Here is a 17,316-nt window from a genome sequence, read left to right on the forward strand (position 1 = left end):
GCGTGGGGGAACCCGTGACTGCGAGACTCGGAGCATGAGACTCTTCGCCGCCGTGATGCCGCCCGACGAGGCCCTGCGGGAGCTCGGGCGGGCCGTGGACCGGCTGCACGAGCTGCCCGGGGCGGACGGTCTGCGCTGGACCGGGAGGCCGGGGTGGCACTTCACCCTCGCCTTCATGGGGGAGGTCGACGAGGCGCTGCTCCCCGACCTGGTCGAACGGCTGGGGCGGGCGGCCCGGCGCAGTGAGGAGTTCCCGCTGCGGCTGCACGGCGGTGGGCACTTCGGCCGGCGGACGCTCTGGGTGGGCGCGGCCGGCGGGCTCGACGCGATGCGCGTGCTCGCCGAGCGCACGGAGGCGGCGGCCCGGCGTGCGGGCGTCGCCATGGAGGAGCCCCGCCGCTACCACGCCCATCTGACCCTCGCCCGCACCCGCACCGACACGGACCTCCGCCCGTACGTCGACGCCCTGGGCCCCTTCGAGGGCAGGCCGTGGACCGTGTCCCGGCTGCTGCTGGTCCGCAGCAATCTCCCCGGCGGGGGCCACCCGGGTGAGCGGCCGCGCTATGAGGAGGCCGGCCGGTGGACCCTGGGCGCGGCGGGCTGACGCCGGAGTTCGTACACCGCACGGCCGGCGGCCGGCCCGCTCGAGGGCCCAGCGGACCGGCTCCGCGGACCGGCCCCCAGGAACCGGCGGGTCCGCGCGGGACGCCCCAGGCTCCGGAGGCCCGGACCGGCCCGTTACGCTCAAAGGGTGGACCCGAAGACCCGTAACCGGATCATGGCCGGTGTGCTCGTGCTGATGTTCGCCGTCGTCGCGGTGGCGGCTGCGCTCGGTCGCTGAGCGCCCGAGCGGCGGCGTGGCGCGCAGAGCGGCGCGCGGCGCGAGGAGCGACGAACGCCCCGGGGCGGGGACGCCGTGCCGGTTCACCCTTGCTTCGAGCGGACTCGAAGCAGTTGGCTGAGCCCCATGAAGTACACACAGCTCGGACGCACCGGACTCAAGGTCAGCCGACTCGTCCTCGGCACGATGAACTTCGGGCCCCAGACCACCGAGGCCGACAGCCACACGATCATGGACGCCGCGCTCGGCGCGGGCCTGAACTTCTTCGACACGGCGAATGTGTATGGATGGGGCGAGAACAAGGGCCGCACCGAGGCGATCATCGGTTCGTGGTTCGCGAAGGGCGGCGACCGCCGCGACAAGGTGGTCCTCGCCACCAAGGTGTACGGGAACATGGGCGTGGACGGCGAGGTCTGGCCCAACCACGACAAACTGTCCGCCCTCAACATCCGCCGGGCCGTCGACGCCAGCCTCAAGCGGCTGCGGACGGACTACATCGACCTCTACCAGTTCCACCACATCGACCGGAGCACGCCGGTCGAGGAGATCTGGCAGGCGATCGACGTCCTGATCTCCCAGGGCAAGATCCTCTACGCCGGTTCGTCCAACTTCCCCGGCTGGAAGATCGCCCAGACCAACGAGACCGCCCGGCGGCTCGGCTCCTTCGGCCTGGTCAGCGAGCAGTGCCTGTACAACCTCGCCGAGCGGCGCGCCGAGATGGAGGTCATCCCGGCCGCCCGGGAGTACGGCCTCGGCGTGATCCCCTGGTCGCCGCTGCACGGCGGTCTACTCGGCGGCGTGATCAAGAAGGAGACCGAGGGCGGGCGCCGTTCAGCCGGACGCTCCGCCGACGCGCTTGCCGACACCTCGGTACGGGAAAAGATCCAGGCCTACGAGGACCTGCTGGACAAGCACGGCCTGGCCCCCGGCGAGGTCGCTCTGGCCTGGCTGCTCACCCGCCCGGGCGTCACGGGCCCGATCGTCGGCCCGCGCACCGCGGACCAGCTGGCGTCGGCGCTCCGGGCGCTGGAACTGGAGCTTCCGGACGAGCTGCTGAAGGAACTCGACACGATCTTCCCGGGCCCGGGGCCGTCCCCGGAGGCGTTCGCCTGGTGAACGCCGGGACCTGAGGGCTGCCGTATCGGGGGCCCACCGGGGCCGAGGGGCGCCGGGGGACGGGGGGACGGGGGCGGCGCTCCCGTCCCCCGGCGCGCGGGTCGCCCGGCGGAGCGGCAGGGGCCGCGCGGGCGAAGCGGTCAGGTGCTCTTCCGCAGCGCGGCCAGCAGTCCGGCGAGGTCCGGCGGCCAGACCGCCTCCGTCGCCCGGGCCGGTTGCTCGGGGGTCCACCAGCGCCACGCCAGGATCCTCTCCTCGGCGTGCGCGGCGGCGGCACCGTCCGTGGGCTCGCGGCGCGGGCCGTGGGAGACGTAGACGTGCTCGTGCCGGCGCACGGGAACGCCGGCACGGGTGAAGTCGTGCTCCCAGGTGCACAGCAGCGTGCCCGGCTCCAGGTCGGAGCGGTACGCGGGTGTGGCCTCCCATCCGGTTTCCTCGCGCAACTCGCGCCGGGCGCCCTCGCGCGGGGACTCCCCGGGCTCCAGCCCGCCGCCGGGCATCGCCCAGTGGACGCCGACCTCCTCGTTGTCGTAGCGGAAGAGGAAGACCGCGCCGTCGGGGTCGAGGACGGCAACGCCCGCCGCGCTACGGGGTTTTCGCATCCAGGCACCTTGGCCCGGGGCGGGTCCCGGTCACGGCTCCGCAGGCAACACACCTAGGGGACAGCCCTTGCTCAGGGCTTCACTGCTGCCCGGGCTCTGAGCGGTATTCGTCACTGTGACATGAATCCCTCGTCGGGCTGCTCTACGTACTCATGGACGAGGCGACCCGCTGACCTGACGGGGCAGCACTTCCCGGAGCCGGGACTCGAACGCCACCGCAGCGGGTTCCCGGCGGAAGGGCTTTAGCTGCTCGTAGAACTCCCGGAGATGGCCGGCGACTCGTTGCGAGCTGACGGCCGCCGCTGGGACCAGGGCGTCCTCATCGCCGCCGGCCGCCCCCGCATCCGCCGAGCGCTGGGCCGCCGAGTTCCCCTCCCGGCACACCGCCGCGGCCAACGCCCACGTCTGGTCCGAGATCAGCACCGCCGACCCCGACCCGCGGACCCTGCCCGTGCGGCCGCGCCCGGGACGGCCGCACGCCGTGGACGCCTGCCGGCGTTCACGGCGTGCACGGCGCCACGCGCCGCGGGGGTCGTGGTCGACCGCTGCGGGCGGTGCGGCCTGTCGGGGTGGGGTGTCAGGGGAGCGGGCGGTCGCCGGGGACGGCCGGACCGTGGGGAACCGGCCCCTTCCTAGGCGTTCGCGTACACCTTGGAGACGAACTCCGCGATCTGGTCGTCCGAGAGGTTCTTGGCGAGATCGGCTTCCGTGATCATGCCGACGAGCTGGTGTCCGTGCTCGACGTCGATCACCGGCAGCCGCTTGATCTGGTTCTCCTCCATCAGGTGCAGCGCCTCCTCGGCGGGGGCGCTCGCTTTGATCCAGCGCAGGTCACCGGAGAGGGAACCGGCCTGGACCGTCGCCGGGTCTATGCCTTCCGCACAGCACCGGACGACGATGTCGCGGTCGGTGACGAGGCCCGTGAGCCTGTTGTTGTCGCCGCATATGGGAAGGGCGCCGACGTTCAGGTCGCGCATCATGCGCGCCGCTTCCCGCAGTGACTGGTGCGCACCGATGCACTGCACCCCGCCGCTCATGATGTCGCGGGCGGTGAGCTTGGCGTTCCCGGTCATGATTGCCTTCCGTTCCGCAGGAGGGCGTCCGTCGGGCCCCGTCAGGGCTGCGGCGGCTTGTCCTGCCCCTGGCCGGGCTGGTCGCCGCCGAACTGCTCCCTGAGCCTGTCCTGGCCGGCGTCGACCTGGCCGCTGTACTTGCCCTGGGTCCTTTCGTCGATCATGTCCCCGCCTTTGTCGACGCCCTTCGAGGCCTGGTGCTCGTGGCCCTTCAGCATCTGCTTGAGCTTGTCCATCATGGACATGGGCGGTCCTCCTTGCCGTGTGCCCCCGCCTCTCCAGCGTCTCCTCCTCCTGCACGGTTCGCATCTGGGCGGGCGGTCGTCCCGAGGACCGGAACGCGTGCGGGCGGAACCGTGCGGAATCACCCCGTCGCGGCGTGGCACGAGGCACCGTGCTCCCGTGAGGCACCGTACTTCTCGGACGCCGTGCGGGCCGCCCCCTCGCCGGCCGAGGCGGCGACGCGCCTCGTCGACCTCCGCGAGACCGGCATCGGACAAACCCGCCGGCCACGGACCTGAAGCGGTCACCCGTGAAGGGGCTAGTCCGCCGCCCGCTGGTACGGTCCGCCCAGTCCCCATGCCTGGTGCATCGCACCGGCGAAGGCCGCGGCCAGCTTGTGCTCGCCGGAGGGGCCCGGGTGGGTGCCGTCGTAGGTGTCGGTGTGGATGTCGTACGCGTCCGGCATCGAGGCCAGCAGCAGCGGCGACGCGGGCGTGTCCAGATCCGCGACCGTCTTGGCGAGGAGTTCGTTGAAGCGGTCGCACTCGGCGGCGAAAGGGGTGTCCGCCAGGGCGCGGACGTTGGGGATGACCGGCAGCAGCACGGCCCGGACGTGCGGGTTGGCCTCGCGGGCCGCGGCGATGAACTGCCGGGTGTTCGCGGCGGTCTGAGTGCTGTTCGTGTAGAAGCCGAGGTCTATCAGCCCCAGCGACACGAGGAGCACGTCGGCCTTCGCCGCGGCCACCGCGCCGCCGATGAGGGGCGCCATGTGCAGCCAGCCCTCGCCCCAGCCCGCCAGGTGGCGGCGGGCCTTCGCCGGGAAGTCAGGGCGGGCGTAGTCGGCGGACACGGGCGCCTCGGCGGCGGTGTCGTACAGCTCCGTGCGCGGCCCGACGATCGCGTACGGGCCGCCGAAGGAGCGGTTCAGGTGCTGCCACATCCGGTAGCGCCACGTGTAGTCGCCGGCGCGTCCGATGGTCATGGAGTCACCGACGAACATGAAACGCATGGGGGTAATCATGGCCGACCCCCGCCGGGCGTGGCCCCGGCCGGTGACGTGACGATGGACACTTGGGGGCATGCGTTCGTTGCGTACGACTATGGCGGCTGCGGTCGCCGCCGCCGTGGCGGTCCTGGGGGCCGCCGTGCCCTCCGTGGCCGACGACTCCGGCGGTTTCATCATCAAGGACCCGCGGATCACGGAGTCGAGCGGGCTCGCGGCCAGCCGTGCCCACCCCGGTGTGTACTGGACGCACAACGACCAGGACGAGCCCCGGGTCTTCGCGGTCGACTCCCGGACGGGCGAGACCGTGGCGACCGTCACCCTCGAGGGCGTCGGCAGGCCGCGCGACATGGAGGCGATCTCGGTCGGCCCCGACGGCGACGTCTACGTCGGGGACATCGGTGACAACGCGAACGGCAGCTGGGACCACGTCTGGATCTACCGCTTCCCCGAGCCGCGGACGCTGCGGGACGTGACCGTCCACGCCACCCAGTACACGGTCCGGTACGCGGACGGCCCGCGGAACGCCGAGGCGATGATGGTGCACCCGAAGACCGGCCGCGTCTACATCGCCAGCAAGAACGAGGACGGCGGCGGGCTCTACGAGGGACCGTCCCGGCTGGTGACCGGTGGGACGAACGTCTTCCGGCGGATCGGCGAGGTGCCCTGGGTGACGGACGGCGCGTTCTCGCCCGACGGCCGGGAACTGGTGCTGCGTTCGTACTTCAGCGCCCGCGGCTACGCCTGGCGCGACGGACGGCTGGGCGCCGACCGCCATGTCAGCGCGCCGCTGCAGGGCCAGGCCGAGTCGGTGACCTTCACCCCGGACGGCAAGCAGCTGATGTTCGGGACGGAGGGCGAGCGGAGCGAGGTCCTGCCCCGGGACGCGGGTCGCGACGACGGCAAGGGCTCGGACGCGGCTTCGCCCTCCCGCTCCGGAGGCGCGGACTCGTCCGCGCGGGGCGCGGGCGGTGACGAGGGCAAGGGGCTCGCCGTGCCGGCGGGCGCGGTCGTGGCCGCGGTGCTGGCGTTCCTCGTGCTCAGGTCCCGGCGGCGGCGCGGCTGAGCGGCTTCTCCCCGTCGGGGCCCGGTGGTTCCCCGACGAGTGCGTCAGAGCCCTGGAGTACGGACGCGGCCAGGACGGGCCGGGCGGGCCGGACAGGACGGGACAGGGCCGGGCACGCGCCGGCGGGGCACCTCGCCTCCGGGAGAGGCTCGTGCCGGCATCGCGAGCGCGGCGCGGCGTGCCCCGGTGGGTGGGCCCGCGAGGGGGGCGGGCCCACCCGGTCGGCGTGGCGCCGTTCCACTGGGCCGGACGGCGCCACGCCGGTCGCAAGTCGCCGGGCGACCGGCGTGGCGGTCCGCCGGCGCAGGGCGCTCCCGTTACGCCGGGCACTCCTTCCAGGCGAGCCGGTAGATGGTGTTGATCTCGCCGTCGGTGGAGTCCATCGTCATGAAGCTGGTCTTCGACGGGCTGGACGTCCCCGCCTTCACCCGGAGTTCGGTGTTGATGTTGAAGTTCCGCTTCACTCCGCAGGGGGCCCAGACCAGCTGTCCCCACTCGGTCTCGTCGGTGGCCTGCCAGTTGTCGTCGTACGGCCCGCTGTACGGGTGGCTCCTCGCGGCCGTGTCGGGCGAGCCCTGGAAGTAGTAGGACGCCTGCTGGACGGCCGTCGCGCCGCGCTGCAGGCTGGCGTAACCGCGGTAGTCCGCACTGGCGACGGCGTAGGTGAAGCCGTGCGGGACGTGCACGATCAGGTTGAGCTGACAGTTCTTGCGGAAGTCGACGGGCGAGGCGCCCCCGCCGACCTGGGCGAGGTAGTCGCTGTAGGTGACGGTGAAGGCGGTGTTGTCCGGGGAGACCGCCACCGCCGCGGTCCCGGGCTTGCAGCCCGAGCCGTTCACCGTGGCGATCTCGATGACGATCTTGTCGGGTGGCGCGACGATGGACGCGTTCGCGCTGCCGGCGTTGCCGGCGACGAGCGTGGAGGCGATGACCGCGGTGAGGGCGGCGCTGGTGCGTAAGGCGCGGGGCATGATGCGTACTCCTGTGGTCGGAGGAGAGTCGGTCGGTGGCCGTGCGGGACGTGAACCGTGGGGGGTCCAGCCGATCCCGTGTCCCGCCCTCGACAGCCCTGGACTGTTGAGGCGTGAACATGTCAAACGCATCGGATCGCTTGGATCGTATGGACCAACGCGCCCTCCGAATAGGGCGGTTATCAGCCGTACCTCCACGACTGCTGCACACCGTTCTCACAACTTCGGCACCAGCGTGTGCATACGACGGGGTGACGGCGTCCGTCCGCGCACGGCGAAGGGCCCGGCGGACGCCATCGCCGCCGAGCCCTCCCGAGCCTCTCTCCCCGTGGTGCGGCGCGCCGCACCACCGCCGTGACGCGACCGGCCGGAGCCGGCGCTCACGACGCCCGGTTCACAGCTTCTCGATCACATGGTCCACACAGGCCGTCAGCGCCTGCACGTCAGCCGGGTCGATCGCCGGGAACATCGCGATCCGCAGCTGGTTGCGGCCCAGCTTGCGGTACGGCTCGGTGTCCACGATCCCGTTGGCCCGCAGCACCTTCGCCACCGCCGCGGCGTCGATGTCGTCCGAGAAGTCGATCGTGCCGATGACCTGCGAGCGCTGCGCAGGGTCCGCGACGAACGGCGTGGCGTATTTCGACTCCTCGGCCCAGCCGTACAGGTTGCGCGCGGACGTCGCGGTCCGCCGGACCGCCCAGTCCAGCCCGCCCTGGCCGTTGAACCACTTCAGCTGCTCGTCCAGCAGGAAGAGCGTCGCCAGCGCCGGGGTGTTGTACGTCTGGTTCTTCAGCGAGTTGTCGATCGCCGTCGGCAGGCTGAAGAACTCCGGCACGTGCCGGCCCGAGCCGTGGACACGGGCGGCGCGCTCCAGCGCTGCGGGCGAGAACACCCCGATCCACAGCCCGCCGTCCGACCCGAACGACTTCTGCGGCGCGAAGTAGTAGACGTCGGTCTCGGTGATGTCGACCGGCAGGCCGCCGGCGCCCGACGTGGCGTCCACGAGGACGAGCGCGCCCTCGTCCGCGCCCTCGACGCGCTTGATCGGGGCGGCCACGCCGGTGGAGGTCTCGTTGTGGGTGAAGGCGTACACGTCGACGCCCGCCTCCGCCCGCGGCTCCGGATGTGTGCCGGGGTCGGAGGAGACCACGGTCGGCTCGGCCAGCCACGGTGCCAGCTTCGCCGCCTTGGCGAACTTCGACGAGAACTCGCCGAAGGACAGGTGCTGGGACTTGTTCTCGATGAGCCCGTGGGTCGCGACGTCCCAGAACGCGGTGGAGCCGCCGTTGCCGAGGATCACCTCGTAGCCCTCGGGCAGGGAGAACAGCTCGCGGATGCCCTCGCGCACCGAGCCGACCAGGTTCTTGACCGGGGCCTGGCGGTGGGAGGTGCCGAGCAGGGACGTACCGGTGGCGGCCAGGGCGTCAAGCGCCTCCGTACGCACCTTGGAGGGTCCGGCGCCGAAACGACCGTCGCCGGGCTTGATGTCAGCGGGAATCTGGATATCGGCCACGAGCCGGAGCCTAGTCGGTTCCGCCAGGTCACCGGGCTCGATGTCCGGCGAATGAGACAAGCGATCACTGGTCGGGACGGGTATGGGCATCACCCGATCGAGCGTGGGGCACGCTGGGTCCATGGCTGATCGCACGGCGGCTGATCGCAGGGAACTGGAACGGGCGCTGCGGAAGGAGCTCCGCGGCGAGGTGGACTTCTCGCCCGGGGCGCGGGCGCTGACGACGATGGACGCGTCCAACTACCGCCGGGTGCCGGAGGGCGTGGTCGCGCCGTTCGACGCCGCGGACGTCGCGGCGGCTCTCGCCGTCTGCCGCGGCCACGGCGTCCCGGTGGTGCCCCGGGGAGCGGGGACGTCGATCGCTGGGCAGGCGACGGGAACCGGTGTCGTGCTGAACTTCACCCGGCACATGCGCTCCGTGGTCTCCGTCGACCCCGCCGCCCGCACGGCGGTGGTCCAGCCCGGCGCGGTGCTGGACCGGTTGCGGGACGAGGCGGGCCGGCACGGGCTGACCTTCGGGCCCGATCCTTCCACGCACAGCCGCTGCACGCTCGGCGGGATGATCGGCAACAACTCGTGCGGCTCGCACTCGGTGGCGTGGGGGACGACCGCGGACAACGTCCGTCAGTTGTCCGTCGTGACGTACGGGGGCGAGGAGCTGAGGCTGGGCAAGGGCTGGGGGCCGCCCGGTGCCGACTCCGCGGCCGCTCCCGTCGGAACACCCGGCTCCCGCGTCGCGGACGGCCTGCGCGAACTGGTCGCGGGCCGTCTGGCGCTGCTGCGCACCGGTTTCCCTGCCGGGCTGCCGCGCCGGATCTCCGGATACGCGCTGGACGCCCTGCTGCCCGAGAACGGCACCGATCTCGCCCGCGCCTTCTGCGGCAGCGAGGGCACTCTCGCGGTGCTGACGGAGGCGACCGTACGGCTGGTGGAGTCGCCGCCCGCCCGGGCGCTCGCCCTGCTCGGGTACCCGGACGAGAGCGCCGCCGCGGAGGCGGCCGCCGGACTGCTGCCCCACCGGCCGCTCACGGTGGAGGGGATGGCGGACGATCTCGTACCCGACGCCGTGGGCAAGGGGCTGCCGAGGGGCGGCGCGTGGCTGTTCGTCGAGACGGGCGGGGCGACGGCCGCCGAGGCACGGGCCCGCGCGGAGGAGATCGTGCGCCGCGCGGACGCCCTCGACGGGACCGTCGTCACCGACCCCGCGGGGCAGCGCGCGCTGTGGCGGGTCCGGGAGGACGCCTCCGGAACCGCGACCCGGATTCCCGACGGTGGGGTCCCTGGCTACGCCGGGGGCGCCTCCTCCCGGGCCGAAGGCTCCGGGGGAGAGGCCTGGCCCGGCTGGGAGGACTGCGCGGTGCCCCCGGCCCGGCTGGGCGCGTATCTGCGGGACTTCCGGGCGCTGCTCGCCGAGCACGGGCTGCGCGGGACGCCGTACGGCCACTTCGGCGACGGCTGCATCCACGTCCGTATCGACTTCGACCTGCTGAGCGCGAAGGGGGTGCGGCGCTTCCGGGCGTTCTCCGAGGACGTGGCCGGACTGGTCGTGGCGCACGGCGGTTCGCTCTCGGGCGAGCACGGCGACGGACAGGCGCGCGCGGAGCTTCTGCCGCGGATGTACGGGGACGAACTGGTGGCGCTGTTCGGCCGGTTCAAGGACGTGTGGGACCCGGCGGGCGGGCTGAACCCGGGCATGCTGGCCCGGCCCGCGCGGCTGGACGAGAACCTGCGCTTCGCGGTCCTGCCGAAGGAGCCGGTGGACGTGGCCTTCGGGTACCCGCACGACGGCGGGGACTTCACGGCCGCGGTGCGGCGGTGCGTAGGAGTGGCCAAGTGCCGGGTGGACGGGCCCTCCACGGGCCCGGGGGTGATGTGCCCGTCGTACCGTGCGACCGGCGAGGAGCGGCACTCCACGCGCGGCCGCGCCCGGCTGCTCCACGAGATGCTCGCGGGCGAGGTGGTCACCGGCGGCTGGCGCTCGCGGGAGGTGCGCGAGGCGCTCGACCTCTGCCTGTCCTGCAAGGGCTGCCGCAGCGACTGCCCGGTGGGCGTCGACATGGCCACCTACAAGGCGGAGTTCCTGCACCACCACTACGCGGGGCGGCTGCGGCCCGCGGCGCACTACACGATGGGGTGGCTGCCGCGCTGGCTGCGGGCGGCCGCGCCGCTCGCCGGGCCGCTGAACGCGGCCTCGCGGGTACGGCCCCTCGCGTCGCTCGCGAAACGCCTCGGCGGCATCGCCCCGGAACGGGAGATCCCGCGGCTGGCGACCCGGACCTTCACCTCCTGGTGGCGGCGCGACGGAACCCCCGGCTCACCGCTCGTGCTGTGGCCCGACACCTTCACCGAACACCTCTCGCCGTCGGTCGGCCGGGCGGCCGTCCGGGTGCTGGAGTCGGCGGGCCTGGGCGTCTCCCTTCCTCCGGGCCGGGTCTGCTGCGGACTCACGTACGTCTCCACCGGCCAACCGGACCGCGCCCGCGCCGTCATGCGCCGCACCCTGGACGTGATGGAGCCCGTACTGGACCGGGGCTCACCGGTGGTGGTCCTCGAACCGAGCTGCGCGGCGACCCTGCGCACGGACCTCCCGGAACTCCTGGCCGACGATCCGCGGGCACACCGGCTGGCGGACTCCGTACGCACCTTCGCCGCCGCCCTGGAGGAGCACGCCCCCGACTGGCGCCCGCCCCGTCTGGACCGCCCGGTCGACGGTCAGACCCACTGCCACCAGCACGCGGTCCTCGGCGACACGGCCGAGCGCCGGCTGCGCGAACGAGCCGGTCTCACCGGCGAGCTGAGCGGCGGCTGCTGCGGGCTCGCGGGCAACTTCGGCTTCGAGCGCGGCCACTACGAGGTGTCGGTGGCCTGCGCGGAGGACCGGCTGCTGCCCTCGGTGCGCGCCGCGACCGCCGACACGGTCCTCCTCGCCGACGGCTACTCCTGCCGCACCCAACTGGAACAGCTGGCGGGCCGGCGGGGACGGCATCTGGCGGAAGTGCTGGCGGAGGCGCTGGCGGAGGGGCCGGCGGGGAAGTGTGTGGAGGGGCCCGTGGGGGAGGGGAACGCTGGTGGCGCCCGGAAGCCGGTCGACGGCAGGTGAAGAGGCCGAGCGGGGGCCGGGCGTGTCCCGACCGCCGTACGTATCGTTGTTCTGCGCGGCTGCCCGCCACCACGCGGCGGCCGGGGAGGAGCGCCATGGTGACCGTCGTGGAGACCGACAGGATCGAGATGGCTGAGAGCGACAACGAGCGCACCCTGGACGAGATGTTCGAGGCGCTCGAGCGGATGCCCGTCCCCGAGGGGTACAAGGTCGAGATCGTCGAGGGGACCGTCTTCACGTCGCCACAGCGGGACACGCACTGGGACATCATCGCGGACATCCACGACCAGTTGCGGGGGCGGTGCCCCAGGAAAAGGATCAAGTCGGACGTTCGCATCGACTACCCCGGCCACCTCAACGGATTCGCCACTGACCTGACCCTCCTCACCGGGAACGCCGAGAAGAACGCGAAAGGGCTGTGGCGCCATGAGGACGTGGTCCTCGTCGTCGAAGTCGTCTCCAGGAGCACCGGCGCCGACGACCACGGCCCGAAGAAGGCCGCCTACGCGAACGCCGGGGTGCCGGTCTACCTGATCGCCGATCCGTATGTCGGCCGTTGCCACGTGTACACCCAGCCCAAGGGCGGCGAGTATCTCGTCGAGACGACCGTCGCCTTCGGCGCGGACGTCGACCTCACCGGCACGGCCGTCGGTCTCACCCTCGGGACGGGGGAGTTCCCCCGCGAATGAGGCGGAGACGGCGGAGGGGACGGCCGAAGTGCACGGTTCCAGGCAGCCGTTCATCACTCGTCCCCCTGTCGAGCCGGTGATCTCCGACTGCGACGGCGTGGGCGCGGACCCGCCCTGTGCGCGGTCGGCCGGGCGCGGAGTGGAAGGCCGGGCCGTGGTGGCCGGCGCCGACTCGACGGCGCCGGCCGGGAGTCGAACGCGACGGTGACCCGCACCGCGCGCCGGGCTCGTTCGCCGGGCTCAGTCCCCGTCGAAGAGACGCTCCAGGACCCGGGCCACGCCGTCCTCCTCGTTGGACGTGGTCCGCCGGGGAACGGCGGCGAGCACGACCGGGTGCGCGTTGCCCATCGCGTAACCGCCGCCCGCCCAGCGGAGGATCGCCAGATCGTTGGGCATGTCGCCGAACGCCACCACCTCCTCCGCGGCGATGCCCCGTTCCGCGCAGAGAGCGGACAGCGTCGCGGCCTTGGTGACGCCCTGTGCGCTGATCTCCAGCAGGCCGCGCCCGCCCGAGTGGGTGAACTGCGCCTCCCCGCCCGCCGCTTCCTCCGCCAGCGCCACGAGCGCGTCCGCGTCCAAGCGGTTCGAGTGGGCGAGCAGTTTGACGATGGGGACGTCCAGCAGCCAGAGGTCGCCCAGGGACGCCACGGGCGACTCCGCGCCGAGTCCGCCGCCGAAACGCAGCAGGTACGCCGGCTCGTACAGCACCCTCAGGCCGGTCTCCACGGCGAACCCCAGTCCCGGCGCCGCTTCGGCCAGGGCCGTCGCCACCTTGCGGGCGGTGGCCGGCACGAGCGCCAGCGAGCGGACGACCGTACGCGCACGCACGTCGTACACCTGCGCGCCGTTGCTGCACACCGCCGTGCCGACGAGCCCCGTCGCCGCGGCCAGCGCGTCCACGTAGCGCGGCGGCCGGGCGGTGACGAAGACGAGTTCCGCGCCGCCCTCGACAGCCACGCGCAGGGCGCGCAGCGTGCGCTCCGACACGGTGCCGTCGCGGCGCAGGAGGGTGCCGTCCAGGTCGGTCGCGATCAGCCGGGGGCGGGAGCGAGGGTGCCGCATCGGCCCATGCTAGGGCCGCATCGGGCCCGTGCCCGGGGCCGGTTCTCCGTTCGCCCGTCTCCGGCGGGTCCCGGGGTGGCGCACGGACCGCCCGGTATTCGCTCGCGCGTCCGCACCGTGTGGGCCGACGTCGCGTGACCCGCGGGGGCCGGATCCGTCGGCCGGCGACAGGGCGAACGCCGTCGGCGGTGCGGCGCGTCCCGTCGCCTCAGCTCTCCTCGCCGAGTTCGCGCGCCAGTGCCACCAAAGCCCCGAGCGCCGGGTGCGGTGCGGCGGCGCGCCAGGCGAGGACGACCGGGACCGGAGGGGCGTCGGTGAGGGGGCGGTAGGTGACTCCCGGGTGGGGGTGCATGTCCGCCGTCGACGCCGCGGAGGCGCCCGCGCCGCGGCCGGCGGCGATCGCGGTCAGCCAGTCGTCGGTGTTGCCGACGGTCAGCGTCGTCGCCGGCCGGGTCCCGGCCGGCCAGAGGTCGAGCGTCGTCAGGCCCGAGACGGTGTTGAGGACGACGGGGACGGAGGCGAGATCGGCGAGCGTGAGTGACGCACGACGGGCGAGCGGCCCGTCGGAGGTGACCGCGGCGACCCGGGGTTCGGTGAACAGCAGCGCCGTCACCAGGCCGGACGTGTCGACGGGGCCGCGCAGCACGGCGGCGTCCACCTCGCCGCGTGCCAGTCCCGCCGTGCGGTCGTCGATGCGGAGGAGCTCCAGCGGGGTCTCCGGGTGCTCCCGCTGCCAGCGCCGCAGCAGAGGGGTGGTGAACGAGCCGAAGGCGGACCAGGCGTGCCCGAGGCGCAGGGGCCGGCGGTGCAGCCGTGCGGGGTCGAGCGCCTCGTCGAACGCGGCCACCGCCGCGGCGGCCTTCTCACGGAAGGCCCGGCCCTCGGCGGTGAGGTCCACATGATGCGTGGAGCGGTCGACGAGCCGCACGCCGAGTCGGCGTTCCAGCGCGGCGAGCGTGCGCGAGACGGCCGGCTGGGTGAGGTGCAGTGCGGTGGCGGCCCTGGTCAGGCTCCGTTCCTCCGCGATGGCGAGGAAACAGCGGAGATGACGCAGCTCGATGCTCATGCGTGCGAAGCATAACCGCAGCCCAGTCGGCATTTCACGGGGGGCGAGGGCTTCCGTAGCGTGAAGGGGATACGAAGTGGACCGGACCACTTCAGTGCAGTATTTTGAACTGCAGGTTCAGTCGGATGGACGAAGGTGGAAACGGTGGGCAGGCTCCGTGGCGCAGGCGCGACCGCAAGCACCGATGGCCGCGAGGGTGTGAGTGCGGAGCGGGCGGCAGCCGCCGCGGTCGCCCTGCCCGAGGCCGCCGGTGAACTGGGCCGCGCCGCGCGGCGCGGCCGCGGCTCGCTCGGGCCGGTCGCCCTCGTCGTCGCGGGCGGGCTCTCCGTGCAGTTCGGTGCCGCCGTCGCCGTGCTGCTGATGCCCCGCGCGGGAGCGCTCGGCGTCGTCACGCTCCGGCTCGTCCTCGCCGCCGTCGTGCTCCTGCTGGTCTGCCGCCCCCGGCTCCGCGGCCACTCCCGCACCGACTGGGGCACGGTGGTGGCCTTCGGCGCGGCCATGGCGGGGATGAACATGCTCTTCTACCAGGCCGCCGACCGCATACCGCTCGGCGCGGCCGTGACCCTGGAGGTCCTCGGCCCGTTGGCGCTCTCCGTGATCGTCTCGCGGCGGCTGATCAACCTCCTCTGGGCGGGCCTCGCCCTCGGCGGCGTCGTCCTCCTCGGCGGCGGCGGCTTCGACCGGCTCGATCCGGTCGGCGCGGCGTTCGCCCTCGGGGCGGGTGCGATGTGGGCGGCGTACATCGTCTTCAGCGCCCGCACCGGACGCCGGTTCCCGCAGGCCGACGGGCTCGCCCTCGCGATGGCGGTCGGCGCCGTCCTCAGTCTGCCGTTCGGCATCGCGGAGGCGGGCGGCAGGCTGCTCGTCCCGTCCACGATCGGGCTGGGCCTCCTGGTCGCGCTGATGTCGTCCGTGCTGCCCTACACGCTGGAACTCCTCGCTCTGCGACGGCTGCCCGCCCCCACCTTCGCCGTACTGATGAGCCTGGAGCCGGCGATCGCCGCGACCGCCGGGTTCCTCGTGCTGCACCAGGCCCTGTCCGCGGCCGACGCCCTGGCGATCGCGCTGGTCGTCGCGGCGAGTATGGGCGCGGTGCGCACCCAGGTGGGGGCGGGCGGACGCACGGCGTGAGGCCGCCCGCGGGCCGGGTGCACCGGCGCCCGTCCGCGGGCACTACGTCGCAGCCCCGGCCCCACTCCCGGACGCGGACGCCGGCATCCCCGCCACCGGCGGCGTGAGCAGCCTCTCCCGCAGCGACTCGATCAGGGCCTCGTCCACGCCCAGCGCGTTCTCCGCATAGCCCCGTATCGACCCGTGCCGGCGGGCCAGTGCCGCCAGGAACAGCCTCATGACCTCCGCCGGCGCGCGTCCGTAGCCGGGCCACCTCGGCTCCCTGTCCCCGTGTGCCGCCCGCCAGTCCGCCAGCAGGCGCCCGGTGGCCAGCTCAGTCAGGGCGAAGTCCTCGACGGCGTCCGCCTCGGAGACGCCCACCAGGACCAGCACGAGAGCGGCCAGCAGACCCGTGCGGTCCTTGCCGGACGCGCAGTGGAACACCACGGGGCGGTCCGCCGCCGCGATCACCTCCAGGGTCTCGCGCAGCTCGGCGACCCCGTCGTCGGCCACCTCCAGGTATCGCTCGGCGAGGTACGGCCCGACCTCGATCTCGGGGCCGAGTGAGGGCTGGTCGTACGGCCGGTGCTCGATGCTGAGGTTGTGGTAGGTGAACGACGCGTCGTCCGGGACGCGTCCGCGGGCCTCGATCTCCCACGGGTGTCGCAGATCGACGATCGTGCCGATGCCCAGGCCGAGGAAGCGTTCCCAGTCCTCCCCGGCGAGCTTGGCCAGCGAGTCGGAGCGGTACAGCCGCCCCCACCGCACGGAGCGTCCGCCCCCCGCGGCGTAGCCGCCCAAGTCCCGGAAGTTGCACAGCCGTTCGAACGGTATGTGTCTGCCTTGTCTGGTCACGGGGTGGCACGGTACCGGCTCCCGCCGTCCGCCCCGTGCCACCGGTGGGCCGAGGGGGACGCCGGTGGGCCGAGGCCCGCCGGCCGGCCGGGAAGCCGCCGACGGATCCGGAGCCTTCGGTCGGTCCAGAAAGTAAAGCAAGCATGCTTGATTGTTTCTTCGGGCGCTGTCATGCTCCGGGGCACCACGCCGTGTCCCGGAGGGAGCGCCCCGTGTCCGACCCCGCGGCCGTCATCGACGACCTGCGCGCAGAGAGCGACGAACTCGACCGGCTCGTGGCCGGTTTGAGCGACGAGGAATGGGAGACGTCCACCCCCGCGACCGGCTGGACCGTCGCCCACCAGATCGCCCACCTCGCCTGGACCGACGAGGTCGCCCTGCTCGCCGCCACCAGCCCCGGTGCCTTCGCCCAGGAGGTCGAGAAGGCGCTCGCCGAGCCCGGCACCTTCGTCGACCGGGCCGCGGAGGCCGGGGTCCGTCGGCCGCCCGCAGAACTGCTCGCCCACTGGCGCACCGGCCGCGACCGGCTCCGGCAGGCCCTGTGCGACGCGCCCCCGGGCGCCCGGTTCCCGTGGTACGGACCGCCGATGAGCGCCAGGTCGATGGCCACCGCCCGGCTGATGGAGACCTGGGCGCACGGCCAGGACGTCGCCGACGCCCTCGGCGTCGTGCGGCAGCCGACCGCCCGGCTTCGGCACGTCGCGCACATCGGGGTGCGGGCCCGCGACTACGCCTTCCTCGTGCGAGGGCTCGAGGCACCGAAGGAGCAGTTCCGGGTCGAGCTGACCGGGCCGGGCGGGGAACTGTGGACGTGGGGGCCCGAGGAGGCCGCCGGGGTCCACGATGCCGAGGGCCGGGAGAGGGTCACCGGCCCCGCGCTGGACTTCTGCCTGCTGGTGACCCAGCGCGCGCACCGCGACGACCTCGCCGTCCGGGCGGAGGGCGCCGACGCCGACCGCTGGCTGGACATCGCCCAGGCGTTCGCCGGCCCGGCGGGCACCGGCCGCACCCCCAAGGGAGCCTGACC

General features: G+C 73.4%; 16 protein-coding genes. 7 read left to right on the forward strand and 9 right to left on the reverse strand.

The features are described 5' to 3' along the window. Positions 1–34 precede the first annotated feature (34 nt). On the forward strand, positions 35–604 hold the full coding sequence (gene thpR, locus O7595_RS18530; RefSeq protein WP_269729763.1) for an RNA 2',3'-cyclic phosphodiesterase: 570 nt from the start codon (positions 35–37) through the stop codon (positions 602–604). Positions 605–967: 363 nt separating this feature from the next. Then, positions 968–1,957, forward strand: a complete 990-nt coding sequence (locus O7595_RS18535) for an aldo/keto reductase (RefSeq protein WP_269729764.1) — start codon at positions 968–970, stop codon at positions 1,955–1,957. Between the two features lie 140 nt (positions 1,958–2,097). On the opposite strand, the gene O7595_RS18540 is transcribed toward O7595_RS18535, so the two are convergent. The 4 genes from O7595_RS18540 to O7595_RS18555 form a co-directional block, all read right to left on the reverse strand. Continuing rightward, positions 2,098–2,559, reverse strand: a complete 462-nt coding sequence (locus O7595_RS18540; protein ID WP_269729765.1) for an NUDIX hydrolase — start codon at positions 2,557–2,559, stop codon at positions 2,098–2,100. 632 nt (positions 2,560–3,191) lie between these two features. After that, positions 3,192–3,632: a CBS domain-containing protein gene (locus tag O7595_RS18545; RefSeq protein WP_269729766.1), complete on the reverse strand. Its 441-nt coding sequence runs from the start codon at positions 3,630–3,632 to the stop codon at positions 3,192–3,194. A gap of 41 nt (positions 3,633–3,673) precedes the next feature. Then, positions 3,674–3,877, reverse strand: coding sequence for an antitoxin (locus O7595_RS18550; RefSeq protein ID WP_269729767.1), 204 nt, complete (start codon positions 3,875–3,877; stop codon positions 3,674–3,676). A 296-nt stretch (positions 3,878–4,173) separates the two neighbouring features. Beyond that, positions 4,174–4,863, reverse strand: a complete 690-nt coding sequence (locus O7595_RS18555) for a GDSL-type esterase/lipase family protein (RefSeq protein ID WP_269729768.1) — start codon at positions 4,861–4,863, stop codon at positions 4,174–4,176. Between the two features lie 70 nt (positions 4,864–4,933). On the opposite strand from O7595_RS18555, the gene O7595_RS18560 reads away from it, so the two are divergent. Then, entirely contained in the window at positions 4,934–5,923 is a 990-nt protein-coding gene (locus O7595_RS18560) for a WD40 repeat domain-containing protein (RefSeq protein WP_269729769.1), read from the forward strand. Between the two features lie 317 nt (positions 5,924–6,240). Here the strand turns inward: O7595_RS18560 and O7595_RS18565 are convergent, their stop codons facing one another. Together O7595_RS18565 and serC are read right to left on the reverse strand one after the other, a co-directional pair. Beyond that, a complete protein-coding gene (locus tag O7595_RS18565; RefSeq protein ID WP_269729770.1) occupies positions 6,241–6,894 on the reverse strand; it encodes a DUF4360 domain-containing protein in 654 nt (217 codons plus the stop codon). A 394-nt stretch (positions 6,895–7,288) separates the two neighbouring features. Beyond that, positions 7,289–8,407 carry a phosphoserine transaminase gene (gene serC / locus O7595_RS18570; RefSeq protein ID WP_269729771.1) on the reverse strand — a complete coding sequence of 373 codons (1,119 nt, stop codon included), beginning with the start codon at positions 8,405–8,407 and terminating at the stop codon, positions 7,289–7,291. A 121-nt stretch (positions 8,408–8,528) separates the two neighbouring features. Between serC and O7595_RS18575 the strand changes: the two genes are divergently transcribed. Both O7595_RS18575 and O7595_RS18580 read left to right on the forward strand, forming a co-directional pair. Next, complete coding sequence (locus O7595_RS18575; protein ID WP_269729772.1) at positions 8,529–11,507, forward strand: FAD-binding and (Fe-S)-binding domain-containing protein; 2,979 nt, start codon at positions 8,529–8,531, stop codon at positions 11,505–11,507. A gap of 95 nt (positions 11,508–11,602) precedes the next feature. After that, positions 11,603–12,196: a Uma2 family endonuclease gene (locus O7595_RS18580; protein ID WP_269729773.1), complete on the forward strand. Its 594-nt coding sequence runs from the start codon at positions 11,603–11,605 to the stop codon at positions 12,194–12,196. 240 nt (positions 12,197–12,436) lie between these two features. Here O7595_RS18580 and O7595_RS18585 read toward each other — a convergent pair whose 3' ends face one another. Both O7595_RS18585 and O7595_RS18590 read right to left on the reverse strand, forming a co-directional pair. Continuing rightward, positions 12,437–13,258 carry an HAD family hydrolase gene (locus O7595_RS18585; protein ID WP_269729774.1) on the reverse strand — a complete coding sequence of 274 codons (822 nt, stop codon included), beginning with the start codon at positions 13,256–13,258 and terminating at the stop codon, positions 12,437–12,439. A gap of 208 nt (positions 13,259–13,466) precedes the next feature. After that, positions 13,467–14,324 carry a LysR family transcriptional regulator gene (locus tag O7595_RS18590; RefSeq protein ID WP_269729775.1) on the reverse strand — a complete coding sequence of 286 codons (858 nt, stop codon included), beginning with the start codon at positions 14,322–14,324 and terminating at the stop codon, positions 13,467–13,469. A gap of 198 nt (positions 14,325–14,522) precedes the next feature. Between O7595_RS18590 and O7595_RS18595 the strand changes: the two genes are divergently transcribed. Next, a complete protein-coding gene (locus tag O7595_RS18595; protein ID WP_443071839.1) occupies positions 14,523–15,455 on the forward strand; it encodes an EamA family transporter in 933 nt (310 codons plus the stop codon). A gap of 42 nt (positions 15,456–15,497) precedes the next feature. Here O7595_RS18595 and O7595_RS18600 read toward each other — a convergent pair whose 3' ends face one another. Beyond that, positions 15,498–16,289, reverse strand: coding sequence for a tyrosine-protein phosphatase (locus tag O7595_RS18600; RefSeq protein WP_269729776.1), 792 nt, complete (start codon positions 16,287–16,289; stop codon positions 15,498–15,500). A gap of 212 nt (positions 16,290–16,501) precedes the next feature. On the opposite strand from O7595_RS18600, the gene O7595_RS18605 reads away from it, so the two are divergent. Next, positions 16,502–17,314 (forward strand): TIGR03084 family metal-binding protein, encoded by an 813-nt coding sequence (locus O7595_RS18605; RefSeq protein WP_269729777.1) that lies wholly within the window; start codon positions 16,502–16,504, stop codon positions 17,312–17,314. The last annotated feature ends 2 nt before the right edge of the window (positions 17,315–17,316 follow it).

Origin of the sequence: Streptomyces sp. WMMC940 (assembly GCF_027460265.1) — a bacterium.
In the GTDB taxonomy this organism is placed as follows: domain Bacteria; phylum Actinomycetota; class Actinomycetes; order Streptomycetales; family Streptomycetaceae; genus Streptomyces.

Excerpts from the sequence above, each read along its gene's own strand:
- thpR (WP_269729763.1), top strand. The coding sequence starts at position 35 with ATGAGACTCTTCGCCGCCGTGATGCCGCCCGACGAGGCCCTGCGGGAG.
- O7595_RS18535 (WP_269729764.1), top strand. The coding sequence starts at position 968 with ATGAAGTACACACAGCTCGGACGCACCGGACTCAAGGTCAGCCGACTC.
- O7595_RS18540 (WP_269729765.1), bottom strand. The coding sequence starts at position 2,559 with ATGCGAAAACCCCGTAGCGCGGCGGGCGTTGCCGTCCTCGACCCCGAC.
- O7595_RS18545 (WP_269729766.1), bottom strand. The coding sequence starts at position 3,632 with ATGACCGGGAACGCCAAGCTCACCGCCCGCGACATCATGAGCGGCGGG.
- O7595_RS18550 (WP_269729767.1), bottom strand. The coding sequence starts at position 3,877 with ATGTCCATGATGGACAAGCTCAAGCAGATGCTGAAGGGCCACGAGCAC.
- O7595_RS18555 (WP_269729768.1), bottom strand. The coding sequence starts at position 4,863 with ATGCGTTTCATGTTCGTCGGTGACTCCATGACCATCGGACGCGCCGGC.
- O7595_RS18560 (WP_269729769.1), top strand. The coding sequence starts at position 4,934 with ATGCGTTCGTTGCGTACGACTATGGCGGCTGCGGTCGCCGCCGCCGTG.
- O7595_RS18565 (WP_269729770.1), bottom strand. The coding sequence starts at position 6,894 with ATGCCCCGCGCCTTACGCACCAGCGCCGCCCTCACCGCGGTCATCGCC.
- O7595_RS18575 (WP_269729772.1), top strand. The coding sequence starts at position 8,529 with ATGGCTGATCGCACGGCGGCTGATCGCAGGGAACTGGAACGGGCGCTG.
- O7595_RS18580 (WP_269729773.1), top strand. The coding sequence starts at position 11,603 with ATGGTGACCGTCGTGGAGACCGACAGGATCGAGATGGCTGAGAGCGAC.
- O7595_RS18585 (WP_269729774.1), bottom strand. The coding sequence starts at position 13,258 with ATGCGGCACCCTCGCTCCCGCCCCCGGCTGATCGCGACCGACCTGGAC.
- O7595_RS18590 (WP_269729775.1), bottom strand. The coding sequence starts at position 14,324 with ATGAGCATCGAGCTGCGTCATCTCCGCTGTTTCCTCGCCATCGCGGAG.